14 protein-coding genes and 1 tRNA gene are annotated in these 16,448 nt (G+C 52.2%); 6 read left to right on the top strand and 9 right to left on the bottom strand.

Annotated elements, in window-relative coordinates; genetic code table 11:
• Positions 1-89 precede the first annotated feature (89 nt).
• Positions 90-590 carry a response regulator gene (locus tag P1P89_18350; protein ID MDF1593474.1) on the bottom strand — a complete coding sequence of 167 codons (501 nt, stop codon included), beginning with the start codon at positions 588-590 and terminating at the stop codon, positions 90-92.
• 215 nt (positions 591-805) lie between these two features.
• On the opposite strand from P1P89_18350, the gene P1P89_18345 reads away from it, so the two are divergent.
• Positions 806-3,490 carry a hypothetical protein gene (locus P1P89_18345; GenBank protein MDF1593473.1) on the top strand — a complete coding sequence of 895 codons (2,685 nt, stop codon included), beginning with the start codon at positions 806-808 and terminating at the stop codon, positions 3,488-3,490.
• A gap of 172 nt (positions 3,491-3,662) precedes the next feature.
• Positions 3,663-4,010, top strand: coding sequence for a PilZ domain-containing protein (locus P1P89_18340; GenBank protein MDF1593472.1), 348 nt, complete (start codon positions 3,663-3,665; stop codon positions 4,008-4,010).
• A 232-nt stretch (positions 4,011-4,242) separates the two neighbouring features.
• On the opposite strand, the gene P1P89_18335 is transcribed toward P1P89_18340, so the two are convergent.
• The 4 genes from P1P89_18335 to P1P89_18320 form a co-directional block, all read right to left on the bottom strand.
• On the bottom strand, positions 4,243-6,021 hold the full coding sequence (locus P1P89_18335) for an agmatine deiminase family protein (protein ID MDF1593471.1): 1,779 nt from the start codon (positions 6,019-6,021) through the stop codon (positions 4,243-4,245).
• Between the two features lie 152 nt (positions 6,022-6,173).
• A tRNA-Glu gene (locus tag P1P89_18330) sits at positions 6,174-6,248 on the bottom strand.
• 84 nt (positions 6,249-6,332) lie between these two features.
• Entirely contained in the window at positions 6,333-6,530 is a 198-nt protein-coding gene (locus tag P1P89_18325) for a PLDc N-terminal domain-containing protein (GenBank protein MDF1593470.1), read from the bottom strand.
• A gap of 8 nt (positions 6,531-6,538) precedes the next feature.
• On the bottom strand, positions 6,539-7,417 hold the full coding sequence (locus tag P1P89_18320; protein MDF1593469.1) for a lytic murein transglycosylase: 879 nt from the start codon (positions 7,415-7,417) through the stop codon (positions 6,539-6,541).
• 279 nt (positions 7,418-7,696) lie between these two features.
• Here P1P89_18320 and radA point away from each other — a divergent pair, with 279 nt between their 5' ends.
• Genes radA through P1P89_18305 form a run of 3 tightly spaced genes read left to right on the top strand, consistent with a single transcriptional unit; the run spans position 7,697 to position 10,455 of the window.
• Entirely contained in the window at positions 7,697-9,064 is a 1,368-nt protein-coding gene (radA, locus tag P1P89_18315; GenBank protein ID MDF1593468.1) for a DNA repair protein RadA, read from the top strand.
• A 35-nt stretch (positions 9,065-9,099) separates the two neighbouring features.
• Positions 9,100-9,702 (top strand): RlmE family RNA methyltransferase, encoded by a 603-nt coding sequence (locus tag P1P89_18310; GenBank protein MDF1593467.1) that lies wholly within the window; start codon positions 9,100-9,102, stop codon positions 9,700-9,702.
• 9 nt (positions 9,703-9,711) lie between these two features.
• Positions 9,712-10,455, top strand: coding sequence for a YebC/PmpR family DNA-binding transcriptional regulator (locus P1P89_18305; protein MDF1593466.1), 744 nt, complete (start codon positions 9,712-9,714; stop codon positions 10,453-10,455).
• 20 nt (positions 10,456-10,475) lie between these two features.
• On the opposite strand, the gene P1P89_18300 is transcribed toward P1P89_18305, so the two are convergent.
• From P1P89_18300 to P1P89_18285, 4 genes are read right to left on the bottom strand one after another with little or no spacing between them, the layout of a single operon-like run.
• Positions 10,476-11,156, bottom strand: coding sequence for an outer membrane lipoprotein carrier protein LolA (locus tag P1P89_18300; GenBank protein MDF1593465.1), 681 nt, complete (start codon positions 11,154-11,156; stop codon positions 10,476-10,478).
• Between the two features lie 15 nt (positions 11,157-11,171).
• The gene (locus P1P89_18295) at positions 11,172-12,074 is read right to left on the bottom strand and encodes a hypothetical protein (GenBank protein ID MDF1593464.1); all 903 of its coding nucleotides are present in this window, start codon (positions 12,072-12,074) and stop codon (positions 11,172-11,174) included.
• Between the two features lie 2 nt (positions 12,075-12,076).
• Positions 12,077-13,447 (bottom strand): sigma-54 dependent transcriptional regulator, encoded by a 1,371-nt coding sequence (locus P1P89_18290; GenBank protein MDF1593463.1) that lies wholly within the window; start codon positions 13,445-13,447, stop codon positions 12,077-12,079.
• The gene (locus P1P89_18285) at positions 13,434-15,179 is read right to left on the bottom strand and encodes an ATP-binding protein (GenBank protein MDF1593462.1); all 1,746 of its coding nucleotides are present in this window, start codon (positions 15,177-15,179) and stop codon (positions 13,434-13,436) included. The genes P1P89_18290 and P1P89_18285 overlap by 14 nt, the downstream gene beginning before the upstream one ends.
• A 655-nt stretch (positions 15,180-15,834) precedes the next feature.
• Here P1P89_18285 and tnpA point away from each other — a divergent pair.
• The gene (gene tnpA, locus P1P89_18280) at positions 15,835-16,272 is read left to right on the top strand and encodes an IS200/IS605 family transposase (GenBank protein MDF1593461.1); all 438 of its coding nucleotides are present in this window, start codon (positions 15,835-15,837) and stop codon (positions 16,270-16,272) included.
• The last annotated feature ends 176 nt before the right edge of the window (positions 16,273-16,448 follow it).

Raw genomic sequence — 16,448 nt, 5'->3', positions numbered from 1 at the left:
ATATTCATAACTAACTAATTTTACAGGTTTTATAAAATTCTAATTTTTTGCTTGACAAGGGAACTACAGGATGTCCCGGTATACCCCATTTAAGCATCCCGAATGGGGCCGTACTTCTTAATATAGTCGCTTTTTATTTGGCGATAAGTTTGTTCGATTCCAAATATTTTATCAAAAAAAGACTCCAGCCTGGAAAACCAGCGATGGGGGGTTTCCGTTCCTTCCTGTGATTTGATCAGGTCGGTTAAATAAACCGGTATGTCAACCATCTTTTCTTTGGGTATATAAGCGATGGCCCCCTGGGAAAGGGACTTGGCAAAATCACCGGCGGTCAGAGCGTTGGCTGTCAGCATCAGGGCGGGAACCGTATTTTGTTTGGCGATTTCCAGCAGTTTGTATCCGTTAACCCCCATGATATCCAAAATTGCGATATCATATTGATTCGAAGCGAGTAATTTTTCGCCGTCTGCAAAATTGGTTGCAGCGTCAATAACGCACATGCCCAACAGGTCTTTCAGCGTTTCAACGACATCCGGTTCGTCGTCGACGATCAACAGCTTTTTCCTTTCTAATATGGTTTGTTCACTCATGGCTACCCTCCATTATTCATTTCAGCTTATGGAATAAATATTAACTGTAAAGAACTATTAGATATTTTGAGATAGATTGTAATACAGAAATCAATTAATGCAAATATTGGCAGAAAAAAACGCCAATCGATTCAGAGGGGAGAAACCGGTTGCAGACAATGGACCTACCCTGATATGTTCAGCAACAAACAATCCTTGATAGAGGAGGAGTTGCAGTGAAGACGACGGCGGAACATAAACGGCTGGCGGAATACCGGCAGAAGGGAGCGAACTGGAAAAAGTGGGGACCGTACTTAAGCGAGCGGGCCTGGGGCACGGTGCGGGAAGACTACAGCGCCGACGGGGATGCCTGGAGCTATTTTCCCCATGACCATGCCCGCAGCAGGGCCTATCGCTGGGGCGAGGACGGCATCGCAGGCATATCCGACCGCTACCAGTATCTTTGCTTTGCCGTTGCCCTGTGGAACGGGAAAGACCCAATCCTGAAGGAGCGCATGTTCGGCCTGAACGGTAAAGAGGGCAACCACGGCGAAGATGTCAAGGAATACTATTTTTATCTCGACAGCACTCCCACCCACAGCTACATGAAGATGCTCTACAAGTACCCCCAGGCCGCGTTTCCCTATGCGGATCTAGTGGCGGAAAACAAGCGGCGCACAGGGGCTGATTTTGAATACGATCTGGCCGATACCGGGGTATTCAGTGAAAACCGCTATTTTGATGTCCTGATGGAGTATGCCAAGGCCGGCCCGGACGACATCCTGATCCGAATCGCCCTGACCAACCGCGGGCCGGAGGATGCCGACTGCCGGGTCCTGCCGACGCTGTGGTTCCGAAATACCTGGAGCTGGGGATATGACGCCGGGCCGATGGGCGATGTTCCTGAAAAACCCGGAATGAAACTGCAAGAAAGTCCTTCCGGTTCTTCCGTGATCCGTGCCGACCATCCGGCTGCCGGGACCTATTTTCTTTATGCCGAAAACCCGCAGGAATTTATTTTTACGGATAATGAAACCAACACTCTCCGGCTGTATCAGGCTGCCAACGATCATCGCTATGTCAAGGACGCCTTTCATGAGTATCTCATCAACGGCCGGATGGATGCCGTAAACCCCGGCAGAGAGGGAACCAAGGCCGCCGCAATATTTCATGATACCGTCCGGGCCGGGCAAACAAAAACCCTGCGACTGCGCCTTTCGGCGGAATTCCGCGACGAAGCCTTTGGGGATTTTGACCATACGTTCGATCAGCGCCTGGCAGAGGCCGATGAATTTTACCGTGCGGTTCAAAACCCGGATCTTAACGAAGAGCTACAACGGGTGCAGCGCCAAGCCCTGGCGGGGATGCTGTGGTCCAAGCAGTTTTTTTATTACAATGTGGAGCAGTGGCTGGCGGGCGACCCGGGGATGCCGCCGCCCCCGGCGTTCCGGGCAAAGGGGCGCAACCGGGAATGGGAGCACCTCTTTAATTTCGACATCATCTCCATGCCGGACAAATGGGAGTATCCCTGGTACGCCGGCTGGGACCTGGCCTTTCACACGCTGCCCCTGGCGCTGGTGGATCCTGATTTCAGCAAGCGTCAGCTGGAGCTGATGGCCCGGGAGTGGTACATGCACCCCAACGGCCAGCTGCCGGCCTATGAATGGCATTTCGGGGACGTAAACCCGCCGGTTCATGCCTGGGCGGCCTGGCGGGTATATAAGATCGAGGCCAAGGAGAGGGGCAAACCCGATAGGGACTTTCTGGAAAGCATTTTCCACAAACTGCTGCTGAATTTTACCTGGTGGGTAAATAAAAAAGATACCGAGGGCAAGAATGTCTTCCAGGGCGGCTTCCTGGGCCTTGATAATATCAGCGTTTTTGACCGCAGCGCGCCCCTGCCCACCGGCGGGCATATCGACCAGTCCGACGGCACGGCCTGGATGGGATTTTACTGTCTGGAGATGTTGAAGATTTCGCTGGAACTGGCCCGGAAGAATCCGGTTTACCAGAACAGCGCCAGCAAGTTTTTCGAACATTTCCTGCGCATCGCCAATGCCATGACCGGGAATTACCGGGGCGGGTTGAGCCTCTGGGATGAGGCGGACGGGTTTTTTTACGACGTCCTGCATCTGCCCGACGGCCGGGTGGCGCCCCTGAAGGTGCGGTCCCTGGTGGGGCTGATGCCGCTGCTGGCAGTCGAAACCATTGAGCCGGACGTTGTGGAAAGCCTGCCGGTATTCAAGCAGCGCCTGGACTGGTTCTTCGAAAATCGCATTTTTCTGCGGGACAACGGCAATGTGGCCTGCATCCGGGCTCCGGGGGATCACTCCCGCAGGCTGCTGTCCGTTATCAACCGCGAGCGGCTGGTGCGGATTCTGGGTCCGATGCTGGATGAAAACGAGTTCCTGTCGGACTATGGCATCCGGTCGCTGTCAAAATATCACCTGGCGCACCCCTATACCTTTTATGTCGATGGGCAACCCCACACCATCAGCTACCAGCCGGCGGAATCGGAAAGCGGCCTGTTCGGCGGCAACTCCAACTGGCGGGGGCCGGTCTGGTTTCCCATCAATTACCTCCTGATCGAAACGCTGCAGAAGCTGCACCACTACTTTTCGGACTCCTTAAAGGTTGAATTTCCCACCAGGTCCGGTTGCGAGATGACCCTGGGCGAGATCGCCACCGAGCTGTCCCAGCGGCTGATACGGCTTTTTCTGAAAAATGCCCCGGGCCGGCAGCCGGTGGATGGCGGGCAGCGCCTGTTTCCGGAAGACCCGCACTGGCGCGACCTGATCCTTTTCCATGAATACTTTCACGGCGACAACGGCGCGGGCCTGGGGGCCAGTCATCAGACCGGCTGGACGGGTCTGGTGGCCAAACTGATCCAGCAGTCGGGGGGGAAGCCGGAACATTCATAAATAGGCCGGGGTTCGGCTGTCAGCGGCGAAGGTTTTTAAAAAATACGAAATATATGAAAAAAACTTGCATGCCGGAAATTATCTTACTATAAAGAGACCGTTCAAGCATGGCAACGCCCACCGAACATTTTGTACTATAGGATGTTCAGCTTAACGCAGGGAGGTAAATGGTATGGCAGCCGCAGAACGGAGAGAACGAAAGCGTGTTCCGGTCAAACTGAAGGTAGATTGCATTCACGAAGAAGACTACCTCATATCCTTCAGTAGGGATATTTCGGCTGATGGGATGTTTATCCATTCTGAAAACCCACCGGAGGTGGGTAAGCGCATAGAGCTTCATTTTTCACTCGACGGTGTTGAAAAGCTGAAGGTGCCGGCCAGTGTGGTGTGGGTGAACCGGTCCGGTGATTTAAAAGATTTCGGGTTGGGCGTGAAATTTGTCAGGCCCAACGTCGTTCTCAAGGAAAGCATCATGCGGGCGGTCAAAAAGGTGGCTGTTCTTGAAAAATCGGCCACATAGCCTTGCCGGCGGGCGTTTCTGCCGGATAAAATCCGTGTGACTGGTTATAATATTTTAAGCGTGCATATATTCTTTTGACGGTTGTCCCGCCATTCGCCCCGAGCCGCTTATCCCGCCTTATCCGTTTTATGTTCGCGTCGCTGTCTTGTTCTCTGGGCTGCCTGTTCCCTCGGGAGCTCGTCGTCTGATTGAATTTCAGGCTTATTCAATCCGCTGCCGGACAATTGCATTTTTAAGACGGGTTATATTTTCGTTGAAAGTCCGGCACCGTAATCGTCACGCAGTGGATGGCGCCATATTGCTTGATGATTTCGTCTGAATTAATAAAGACAATCCGGGTATCCGGAAACAGTTCCCGGTAGACAGCCAAGACCTTTTCCTCCATGGCCCGATAGCCAGAATAGCCCGGGACAAGGAGCAATCGGCCGGACTTGCCGTTTATGTAGGTCGCGTTGAGATAGCTGCGATAGACATAAAAGTAATTGCTGGGATCTTCCAGCGCGCCTTCCCGGATGTAGTCAGCCGATAGTCGATTCAGCAGTTCTTTAGTGGAATGGTTTTCATCCCGTCCCTGCTTTAAGTCGGAGCGGTAAGACGCTGCCAACCATTCAAGCAATTGGGGGTCGCTTTGGAGCAACTTTTCCACACACCGATTTAATACCGCCTCATATTCGCCGGAAAACCGGGTCCCCTCAAATGGGCCGAGGACAGAGAGCAGCCGGTCTGTTTCATCAGCGGCTTTGAGTTTGCGGTATCGGTTCAACACATCGCACAAAAATACAAACTTTCTGATATCCCATTGTTCAGGATCTGAAATTAAACCTGAAGGCAGGTTGTAATTTCTGGCGCTGAACAGCGTTTGTGTCAGGGTCAGCAGGGCGTCGTCCAGTTTTGATAATCGTTGAATCGGCGGCATCGGAATTTTAACAAGGGCTCGCCCGGGGAACGTTTGTTGAAGTTTTACGGCGTTGGCGTCCAGGGTCCGTTTGGTTTCACGGTGCAGATAGTGCATGTAAATGTCACTATCCCCTGCATCGGCCGGATAATCGGCCACAAGGAAGCGGTTTAGGCCAAGGGGCTTAAAAATCATATCCAGGTGCTTGACGGTGTCCCCGGGAAACGGCTCCAGATAAGTGACGGTTTTCATCCCGTAATAAGATTTGAGGATCAGTTCCAAATCCAGCCGGTGTCCGCCGTTAATCAGTAGCGTTTCGGTTGAAAGAAAGAGATTGTTTAGGCCGTCCGCAAAGATATCTCCGCCCTGGAGCTGAAAGGGCACCCGGACAATGGGAATGTCGTAGCCGTGCTTCTGATAAAGGTGGTTGGCCAAATACATCGACATGGCGTCGTCTTCATATCGTTCGGCAGGTTCCGGTTCTTCCTCGCTTTCGGGTATCTTGGCGCCGACAATATTTAACACATCAACCTTGAAGAAATCGCTGATGGAGAAAAACTGCGTTTTATTGATTTGCCTGCGAATATCTCCATAAATTGCATCCGTAATGCAAATTTGACCTTCGGTGTTTACCGCAAAGATGGGGCCGTAATCACGGATCCATTTGGTGTTGAAACGCGCCGGAACAATCCTGATTTCATGCTTCTGACCGCCGTAAAGATAGCGGTCCAGTTTCAAGTAAGTCAATTGGCTTACGACGGCTTTATAATCGAACAATTCTCTTTCGTTCACCAGTATGATGACATCCGTTACGGTAATCGCATGGGCGATGAGGGTCATATAAAAAGTGAGGAGCTTATGGTTTTGAATGGCGTCTTCATAGGGCAGCGCCACCACCAGGGCTTCTGCAGGATCCAATGAATGAATGAGCCGGTCCATTTGTTGGGGATAGGACGGGGACCGGTAGATGACATATTCATTTATCGGCTGGGTGCGCTGCAGTTCGACAATCTCTTTGATGCGGTCTTTCCGATAATAATCCGGATTGCCGGGCGAGCAGGATAGGCAAAACACGAGTAGAAACATCACACACAGCAGCGTGCGAGTGTATTTCATAAGTTTCTCCGGGGAAAAACGGGCTCAGGGGTTATGATTATCGGCTTTTCTCCAAATGGGTTGGAAGATCGGAATTACACACCAGGTTCTTAGTGTTGAATCGAACGATAAAAGCCCCTGATGAGACGGAATCGTCCCAGGGGCTTAAAATCTGGTGATCCCACCGGGATTCGAACCCGGGTTACCGGCGTGAGAGGCCAGCGTCCTAACCGCTAGACGATGGGACCGTTTCATAAAGTTTTCAATACCCAGGGTCTGCATATAAGAGCGCAGGGTGTTTGTCAAATATTATCGAAGGGGGGGGCGTTAAGTCAACCGGTTTTTTTGCCCTTTCTAAAGCCAATGGCAAAGTAAAGCAGACATCCGAGATAAGGGGTGGCCGCCACGATCAGCCATAACACCTTTTTCCCCGGGGTGCCGAAATCCTTTAAGGCCGCATCCACGACCGCCCAGACGGTCAAGATAAAAAAAGGGACGGATAAGGCGATTACACTGATAACGGTTTTCATTTTTCACCTCAGTTTTTCAGGCGCTCCGCAATTTCTAAAATTGTGTTCACATAGTAACTGCTGCGGTTATAATGAAAAACCACATCGTAGGCCTTTTTCGGGTCGATTCCGGGTTTCCATCCGTAATGTTTCAGATAGCTGGCGATACTGGCGATGGCGTCGGCGTGATTGAACAAATCGACGCGGCCGTCGCTGTCGCCGTCTTTGGCATAAGCGATAATGCTGCTGGGCATAAACTGGGCGATGCCCAAAGCCCCGGCGATGGAGCCGTTGATATCCGTGGGATTGATCGCTTCCCGCTGGGTATATTGCAGGAAAGACTTTAATTCGGCATAGGCCCATTTTGATTTTCGGGCCGCCCAGGCGTCAAAGTCCCCCTTTGACAGATTGATGGGATTTTGAATCTCGCGCCAAACCTGCTCGCGCACAGCCGGATCCAGCAAAGACGCCAGGGATGAAAGGGAATTGAAGACCGAACGGTTTCCCACAATGGTGCCGAGCTGGGTTTCAACCAGGATGATGGCTGTGATGACTTCCCGCTCCACTGCATACGTTTTTTCGGCGCCCTCAAGGTCGGCCTGGTAGGTTTCCATGTAGCGGCGGGCTTTGCTGATGGCGCTATCGGTGATAAACTGGTCGTAATTGAGCCGCGATTCCCGGTGGGAAAAAAACCGTGAAATGTTCGTAATGTCAAAATAGACATTGGGATTCCGGAAAAGGCTGCTGACTGCAGTTTCTTCGAACCCGTCTTTGACCAGCATCTGCTGCAGGGGACCAAAAAAGTCCCGGCCGGTTTGGGCATCGGCGCCGACGGGAAAAGTGAGCAGCACTGCAATGATCATTGCTACCGCGGACAGGGGAACCTGTTTGGCAATTATCGCTTTCATTGAAATTTTCTCAAACAACCTTTCGGGCCGGAATGGGTTCTGAATTGACAAATATTTAAAAATTTCACTCACTATAGCGAATTTGAGAGCGGTTGTCGACCCGTAAATGGGTTTAATCGCCTGAAGCGCATAGGCTTCCATGGCGCCGGAGGGTGCTAAAGCCACCCAATAGAATTGCGGCGGCAGCATATCTTGATTGTGGCAACACGGCATGGTATGGTCGATTATGTCAATTTAAACCTTTTCTGAAACGGGCCGATTTCAGGGACGATCACGTCATTGAAAAAAAATACTAAAACGATTTTCTGCTGTCAGTCGTGCGGCTACCAGAGTCCCAAATGGATGGGAAAATGTCCGGACTGCGGGCAGTGGGATACGCTGGTGGAAGAGGTGTTTACAGCAGGGGCGCTGAAAAGCGGAGCACCGGGGATGCCGGGGCTGCAGAACGAACCGGTTTCGATTGACTCTATTCAATTTGAAAACGAAGAGCGCATCCGGACACATATCCAGGAGTTTGACCGGGTCCTGGGAGGCGGGCTGGTTCCTGGATCGTTGGTCTTGATCGGGGGCGATCCGGGCATCGGCAAGTCCACCCTGATGCTGCAGGTGCTCTACAGCCTGGCGGAAAAAGGTCGCAAGGTTCTGTATGTTTCCGGCGAAGAATCCATTCGGCAGCTGCGGCTGCGCAGCAAGCGGCTCAAGGCCGTATCCGCCGACCTGCTGGTGGTATCCGAGATCGACCTGGAATCGATCCTCGACATGGTTGCCAGGGTCAAGCCGGATGTCCTGGTGATCGATTCGATTCAGACGATGTACAGTCCGGACCTGACCTCGGCGCCGGGAAGCGTGAGCCAGGTGCGGGAGTCGGCCATGCGGCTGATGGTTATGGCCAAAAAGTCCGGCACCCCCACTTTTCTGGTGGGGCACGTCACCAAGGACGGCGCCATTGCCGGCCCCAGGCTGTTGGAACACATGGTGGATACGGTGCTTTATTTTGAGGGCGACCGCAATCATATTTTTCGGATTCTGCGGGCGGTAAAAAACCGGTACGGGTCCACCAATGAAATCGGCGTGTTTGAAATGAAGGAAATGGGACTGGATGAAGTCGGCAACCCTTCGGCTGTTTTTCTGTCCGAGCGTCCGGTCAATTCGCCGGGGTCGGTGGTCACCGCCAGCATGGAGGGTACCCGGCCGATTTTGATTGAGCTCCAGGCCCTGGCCAGCAGCACCAGCTTTGGAACACCCCGGCGGACCATTCTGGGCCTGGATCAGAACCGGGTGGCCCTGCTGGCGGCGGTGATGGAAAAGAAGCTGGGACTGCATTTAATGGGGCACGATATTTTCATGAATGTGGCCGGCGGCGTCAAGGTGATTGAACCGGCCGTGGATCTCGGCATCGTTTCAGCGATTGCCTCCAGCTTTCTGGACAAACCCATCCAGAACGCTACGGTTGTTCTGGGGGAGGTGGGACTGACCGGCGAGGTCCGGGCGATCGGACAGGTTGAAGCCCGTGTGGGGGAGAGCAAAAAAATGGGGTTTACCCGGTGCATCGTTCCGGAAAGCAACCTGAAACGGGTCAAGAACATAACGGAAATCGAACTCATCGGCGTCCGCACGGTGTCGGATGCGGCGGAGGCGCTGTTTTAGGAGTTTCAGTTGACTTGGACAGGGGTTCAGTATATATGAAGCGGCCGAATCCTAAGGCGAAACAATGGCAGGATCATTACACCCGCCGGGCAAAAAAGGAAAACTTTCCGGCCCGGTCGGTTTATAAACTCGAAGAGATCCAGCAGAAGTATCATCTGATTAAAGCCGGCGACGCCGTTCTCGATCTGGGATGTGCACCGGGGTCGTGGCTGCTGTATGCGGCCAGGATGGCGGGGGAACGCGGGCGAGTGGTGGGGATAGATCTGAGTCCGCTGCAGCAGCAGATGCCGGGGAACGTGCGGGTTCTGACCGGGGATGTTTTTGAGTTGAATCCGGACCTGCTGGCAGCGGTGGGAACCGATTTTAATGTGGTCCTGAGCGACATGGCGCCCGCCACCACCGGCAACCGTATTGTGGATACCGCCAGATCCTTTAATCTTTGCCAGGCGGCGCTGTCGATTGCCCAAGACCTGCTGCTGCCGGGCGGGGCCTTTGTCTGCAAGATTTTTCAAGGCGAAGATTTCAAGCAGTTTGCGGACCAGGTAAAAACGCTTTTCAGTAAGCATAAAATATTTAAGCCTCAAAGCAGCCGAAAGGCCAGCAGAGAGATTTTTATCATCGGAATGGGGAAAAAATAGGAGGACGACATGTCGGGCCATAGCAAGTGGGCTTCAATCAAACATAAAAAAGGCGCTGCGGATGCCAGACGCGGCAAGGTTTTTACCAAACTGATCAAGGAAATTACCATGTCGGCCCGGATGGGGGGCGGCGATCCGGACGGCAACCCGCGACTGCGGTCGGCTATTCTGGCAGCCAAAAACGAGAATATGCCCAAAGACAATATTGAACGGGCCATCAAAAAGGGAGCCGGTGAACTGGAAGGCGTCAGTTACGAGGAAAGTATTTATGAGGGGTATGGCCCCGGCGGGGCAGCGGTAATGGTGGAATCCCTCACCGATAACAAGAACCGGACGGTTGCTGAAATCCGGCATATTTTCAGTAAAAACGGCGGGAATCTCGGCGAGAACGGTTGCGTTGCCTGGATGTTTAATAAAAAGGGATATATCAATGTTGAAAAGGGCGGCGTGAATGAGGAAGTGTTGATGGAAACCAGTATCGAAGCCGGGGCCGAAGATGTTCGCGATGATGAAAACGGGTTCGAAATTATTACGGCGCCGGAGGATTTTGAGACCGTGAAGGCCGCCCTGGAGGCCGCTTCGATTCCCTTCATAGAGGCGGAGGTTACCATGCTGCCGCAGACAACGGCCGACCTGAAAGGCAAAGAGGCCGAACAGATGGTCCGTCTGATGGGCTCTTTGGAGGACTGCGACGACGTGCAAAAGGTTTACACCAACGCGGATATTCCTGAAGAAGTTGCCGAAAGCGCGTAAGGTCTTTTTTGAGATAGGTTCTAATCCAGCTTCAGCACATCCATTCCGTCCGGAATGGTGAATTTGAAAAATTTGTCGTCATAGCCCTGATTGAACCGCAGGTCACTGAAAGCAATGCGGGTTTCATCCCCATATGAATTCAGGGTGACGATCTGGACGATATCATACATGGTTTTTGAAATTGACAAATAAATGACGGACACATCCACTTTTTGTATTTTGGGGGTAAGGGTCAGGACATACAACCGGTCGGTGTCCGCCTGTTCGTGCCGGAGGATGATGAATTTTTCGCGAAGTTGTTTCATGTCGGAAAGAAAGCTGGCCCCCTTGCCGCTCCCGAAATAAACGGGGGCTTCTCCCACCATGACCTGATTGTCTTCCGGCCGGTATACCCAGAGGGTCCGGCTGTCGGTGACAAAGACCTGGCGATCCGGTTTTTCGTATTCCCAGAGCATCATGCCGGGGTGTTTGACATAGATTTTTCCGGAAGCGCTGTCGCTGATGCCCATTTCCTTTAAAGTTGAAGTCTGATTGAAACGGGCGAAAAAGCCCGATCCGGAATACCTTTTTTCAATCCCGGCAACAATATCCTCCAGTTTGGGTGCAGACGCCTGGGCAAAGGCGCCCCCGCAGCCGACAACCAGTACACAGAGGCAGGCCAGCAGCCCCTGGAACAGTTTAAATTCGTTTGATTTCAGCATTATAAAACTCCTGTTTCATGATAGAATTTTAAGAACGGCCGCCAGGCCGTTTTCCCGGTCAAACGCCCCCAAATCGATACTGCCGCCGGTTTCCAGAAAATCGCTTTTGCCGAAAACCGCATAACAGATTCTGTCTATCAGGCCTATCCGGCGGCGGGCTTCATCCGTGTTGATGTAGGGCATTCTGACGCCCTGGAGAAGCAGGGTTTCCATGTTGCTGTTTTTCAGCTGGGCGCTGAACCGTTCCGCTTTTTGCAGGTTCTGGAAATAGAACCGTTTCTTTTGGGTCAGGGCGCGAAATAAATCCGTGTCGTCTTCAAGTTCATCCAAAAAAGCCAGCAAAAAATCGTAAGCGCTGAACACAATCCTGAATTCGGCCGTCATCTTTTTAAAAAAAACATTGAGAAAAGAAATTTTATTTGGGGTGAATGTAAACCGGGTGTTTCTCAGCTTGACCCTGCACAGGGCTTGATACGGCCGGGGCACATAGCGCCGGATGGCATCCACGAGGGCCGGGTCCGGTTTTTTGGCAATGTTCAGGCGGCTGATGAAGCGTCCGATCACCCAGTCCGGTACGGCCAGGGCCAGGCTGCCGCGGTTGTCAGAAAAAAGGAGGGTCGTCTGCAGCCCTTTCGCCCTAAGCGCCCGGGACACTTTTTCTTCATCTTCGGGCGCAAAGTCATGACTTTCCAGCAGAGCTTCCAACTGCACCTGAAGGGCCTGGTCCGGAAAAAAGATCAACTCCAGCAGCGAATCCTTTTCGCAATTGGATTCGTCGCAAAGAATTGCTTCCAGCTCCGGCAACGTGGGATTTGAAAAGGTGGAGTCAATATAATGCTGTGCCTCCGGCGTCAGCGCCAGCCCCTGTTGCCAGATGATTTCAATGGCGTGTTCGAGTTGTTTCAGGTGTTGCGGCATTTTCAGGACATCACCCCGTATTGCTTTAACTTGGTGTGCAGGGTTTTACGGGTTATTCCCAAACGGCGGGCGGCCTCGCTTTTGTTGCCGCCGGCCGCTTCCAGGGTCCGCAATATCGTGGCTTTTTCAACCTCTTCCAGAGGGATTTCACCGGACAACTCATCCAGGGCGGATATGGCCCCGGCCGGGGTTTCAGCGGGCGCGGACAGAAACGGCAGGACCTCGCCGTCGAGGTATTCCGAACGGGCCAGTACCACGCCCCGCTCCACCGCGTTCATGAGCTCCCGGACATTTCCGGGCCAGTCGTAGCGCACGAACCGATCCATGGCTTTCGGGGTCAACCCCTGGATCTCTTTTTGATTTTTAGCAGCGAACAGTTTCAGGAAATGCTGGGCCAGGAGGGGAATATCCTCTCTTCTTTCCCGCAGCGGCGGGATTTCCAGGCTGACGACATTCAGGCGATAGTACAGATCTTCACGGAAAAGTCCTTTGGAAATAAGCTCCGTGAGGTTTTTGTTGGTGGCGACGATGAGGCGGACATCCACCGGCACCACCGTTTCGCCGCCGACCCGGATAATTTCCCTTTCCTGCAAGACCTGCAGGAGCTTTACCTGCATGCTGGGAGACATTTCGCTGACTTCATCCAGGAAAAGGCTGCCGCCGGTTGCCTGGATAAAGCGGCCTTCCCTTCTGCGGTCGGCGCCGGTAAAGGCCCCTTTTTCGTGCCCGAAAAGCTCGGATTCCAGCAGCGTTTCAGTGATGGCCGCACAATTCGTTTTAACGAACGGGCCGTCTTTGCGGGGGCTGTTGAAATGGATGGTTCCGGCGATCAACCCCTTGCCGGTGCCGGACTCGCCGGTAATCAGAACCGTGGCCTCGGACGGGGCCACCTGGGCGACGGTTTCCAGCAGGCGGGTGATGGCCGGGCTCTGTCCGATGATATTGCGCCGGTCAAAGTGCTTTCCCAGGCTTTCTTTCAGCATGCGGTTTTCTTCTTTGAGCCGCAGGTTTTCCATGGCCCGTTCAATCGTCAGACGCAGCTTGTCAAAATCCAGCGGTTTGGTGAGATAATCATAGGCGCCTTTTTTAAGGGCATCCACCGCTGAGTCGATGGATGAATAGGCCGTCATGATAATCACCGGAATGGCCGGGTTAAGGGCTTTGATCTTGTCCAGGGCCTCTATACCCGAAACCTTAACCATGCGGATATCCATCAAAATAAGATCAAAAGGCTGCTGCCGGACCTGTTCGATGGCGGTAGACCCGTCATCGGCTTCGGTGATGCTATAGCCCCAGCCGCTGAGAAGTGTCCGCAGCATGGTGCGGTGGGCCCTGTCATCGTCTACCACCATTAACGTTTTATGCGCTGTCATGGCTCTCTGTTCCTGCTGTAAAGGGTAAAAAAATCGTGACGGTTGTACCGCGGGGGTTGCTATCGATCTTGATGGCGCCGCCGTGGCCCTCAATGATCTTCTGGGCAATCGCCAGTCCGAGTCCTGTTCCGGCGGCCTTGGTGGTAAAATAGGGGTCAAAGATGTGGCCCAGGTCCTGCTCCCGGATGCCGCTGCCGGTATCGGCGATCCTGATGGCAACCTGCCGGGCCGGGTTGTCCGCGGCCAGGGTCACGCTAAGGCTGCCGCCGCCTTCATCCATCGATTCGATTGCATTGAGATAAAGATTTAACAGCACCTGATTCATTTTATCCGGATCCACCAGAACGGTTTCCGCAAAATCGGCAAGATTTGTCCGAATACGGATGGTTTTTTCGGCGGCCTGTCTTTCAACCAGCTTGAGGGAATCGGCCACAAATGTTTTCAGGTTCAGCGGCCGTTTGGAAATGGTGACCGGCCGGGCGAATTCCAGGAGCTGTCCTACCACCCGGTTGAGGCGATCGACTTCCTGAATCATGATATTGGCGATATGGAGGTCTTCAGGGGCATCCTGATATCTTTCCTTGAAATAGGTGGCAAAACCCTTGATGGAACTTAAGGGGTTGCGGATTTCATGGGCAACCCCGGCGGCCAGCCGGCCGACTGTGGCCAGCCGCTGGTTCCTGGCAATTTCTTTGCGCAGGGCCCGGACTTCGCTCAGGTCTTTGAACAGCAAGACGCTCCCGAGTAAATTCCCGGTTTCATCCTTGAGCAGGGTGGCGTTGGCCTCAAGGTGAAGAACCGCACCGTTTTTTAAGGTGCAGTTGATTTCCTGTTCCACAACGCCGCCGGACACATTTAAGCTTTGGAACTGCTGTAGAAGTTCTTTTGGCAGGATCTGTTCCGCGCCCTTGCCGATGGAGTCCGGGACGGAAAGTTCAAGGATGCGGCCGGCCACGTAATTCATGGCAACGACTTTTTGAAATGTATCGGTGGCCAGCAGGCCGATGGGCATATTATCCACCAGGTTGTCTGAAAAGGCCTTGATCCTGGAAAGCGACGCTTTGGCGGCGCGGTAACTCTGGGTAAGAAACAGTAGAAAGATGCCGGCAAACCCCACCAGCAGCAAAGTGATTCCCATGATGATTGAGTGGCGGGAGTCGGCCAGGCGGGCCTGTTCGATAGGGGTCATGTCCAGACCGATAAATATGACCTGTAAGGATGGTTCCGGATTTTCGCCGATGTCTCTTTCGGATCCGAACGGCCGGCCGAACATCATGCGCCCCATCCGCATGCCCATCATCCCGCCGCCGGTGGACGCAAATCGGCGGAAAACCTCGAATATCTTCTTCCCCTCCGGATGGGTGACAATCCGCCAGTGAAGGTCCTGGGAACGGGAAATTTCTTGAAGGTTGAGTTCTTTGCCGTAAACGGAACCGATACTTCCCTGCTCATCATGGGCCAGAATCCTTCCATTCGCGTCGGTCACCATGAGGTATTCAATATCCGGCTGCTGGGCTGTTTCACTCAGCAGTCTCTGGAGCCGAAAATCGGTTCCGCCCATGCCCATCATGCCGGTTCGGGTTCCGGCCTCAAAAGAACGGATCAGGGCTGCGCCTTTTTCCAGCAGCAGTCGGGTGCTGTGTTCCTTCTGGCGATGAATATTTTCATAGATCAGATAAGCGAATATCGGCAGCAAAATCAACACGGCGCCGATAAATATCCAGGGCGGCACGCCCGTCCAAAATCTGCTTTTTTTTATTTGTTCCCGCATAATCGTTATCTATAAAGCAAAAAAGGTGCCATGGTCATAAATCCCGGAATATGGCTGCTTGGTCCATGGAAACAGATTTATGTTTCGGAATAGCGGGTAATATTTATCCACGCAGAAAAGGATCAAGGCCTGACAGTGCATATTAAGTATCCACTATTTAACGAAAACTGACAAGCAATATTTTGGGGAAAGGCGTCAAGGGTTCTGGGATTCAAGGAGTCGAGAATCAAATTTCAGCATAGAAAACAGGCACCTCAGTGTCCGATCAGAATTAATCAGTTTACCTTGGATTTTTGTGTTTAAAAATACAAATTCCAAGCATCAAATTACAAACAAATCTCAATGTTGATGATCTTGTAAAAAGTCGAAAATGCGCCTCTTTCGTCATTCCCGCGAAGGCGGGAATCCAAGAATTTCAGACGGTTCTGGATGCCGGATCAAGTCCGGCATGACAATTGGAGTACTTTTTACGATACCATCAACATTGGGATTTTAGTCCAACATAGAAACCCTGGCCCTTTGGGCCAGGTCAGAGTACAGTGGCTTTGCCATCTGTACGACTCAATGTTACTCAATGATCAAGTTGTCCCCACAACCTATGATCAAGGAGTAACAAATGAGCCGATTTCGAAAATTAACACAAACAATCTGGCATTGCCAATATCATATTGTATGGGTATCAAAATATCGGTACCGGGTATTAAATGGGCAAATAGCATCTGAAGTTGAGAACTGCATCAGATCATTTTCCGAACAAAAATCGAGTGAAATAGTAGAATTAAATATACAGATTGACCATGTTCACCTTCTTGTGATGGTTCCACCGAAAATATCAATATCCGATTATGTGGGAATGATAAAAGGCAGAACGGCAATTCGTGTGTTTAACAGGTTTAAAAAATTAAAGAGCAAGCCCTACTGGGGCAACAGTTTTTGGGCCCGAGGATACTGTGTTGATACAGTAGGCTTAGATTCGGATATGATCCGAAAATATGTAAAGTATCAGGAACGGAAAGAGAACCGTCAAGAACAGAAAGATCTGTTCGACAAATAAAAACATGGGGACAACTTTCCTTGCCCCCTCTGGGGGCAAGGCAGACTTACCCCTTTTAAGGGTAACCCAAAGCCTGGCCCTCTGGGCCAGGATATTTACAAACCGCTTGCTTAGATTGGATCGTATCAAGAAACCCACTTGTTTCCAGAAAATCGCCAACATATTCGAGGACTCTT

This window comes from Desulfobacterales bacterium (assembly GCA_029211065.1).
Classification (GTDB): Bacteria; Desulfobacterota; Desulfobacteria; order Desulfobacterales; family JARGFK01; genus JARGFK01.
Note: the sequence above shows the minus strand (reverse complement) of the source record. Positions and strands in the feature narration are given on the sequence as shown.

Bases quoted from the DNA above. Each gene is read 5' to 3' on its own strand.
- P1P89_18340 (MDF1593472.1), top strand. From the start codon at position 3,663: ATGGCAGCCGCAGAACGGAGAGAACGAAAGCGTGTTCCGGTCAAACTG.
- P1P89_18305 (MDF1593466.1), top strand. From the start codon at position 9,712: ATGTCGGGCCATAGCAAGTGGGCTTCAATCAAACATAAAAAAGGCGCT.
- P1P89_18290 (MDF1593463.1), bottom strand. From the start codon at position 13,447: ATGACAGCGCATAAAACGTTAATGGTGGTAGACGATGACAGGGCCCAC.
- tnpA (MDF1593461.1), top strand. From the start codon at position 15,835: ATGAGCCGATTTCGAAAATTAACACAAACAATCTGGCATTGCCAATAT.
- P1P89_18325 (MDF1593470.1), bottom strand. From the start codon at position 6,530: ATGAAAACCGTTATCAGTGTAATCGCCTTATCCGTCCCTTTTTTTATC.
- P1P89_18295 (MDF1593464.1), bottom strand. From the start codon at position 12,074: ATGCCGCAACACCTGAAACAACTCGAACACGCCATTGAAATCATCTGG.
- P1P89_18300 (MDF1593465.1), bottom strand. From the start codon at position 11,156: ATGCTGAAATCAAACGAATTTAAACTGTTCCAGGGGCTGCTGGCCTGC.
- P1P89_18320 (MDF1593469.1), bottom strand. From the start codon at position 7,417: ATGAAAGCGATAATTGCCAAACAGGTTCCCCTGTCCGCGGTAGCAATG.
- P1P89_18310 (MDF1593467.1), top strand. From the start codon at position 9,100: ATGAAGCGGCCGAATCCTAAGGCGAAACAATGGCAGGATCATTACACC.
- P1P89_18335 (MDF1593471.1), bottom strand. From the start codon at position 6,021: ATGAAATACACTCGCACGCTGCTGTGTGTGATGTTTCTACTCGTGTTT.
- P1P89_18350 (MDF1593474.1), bottom strand. From the start codon at position 590: ATGAGTGAACAAACCATATTAGAAAGGAAAAAGCTGTTGATCGTCGAC.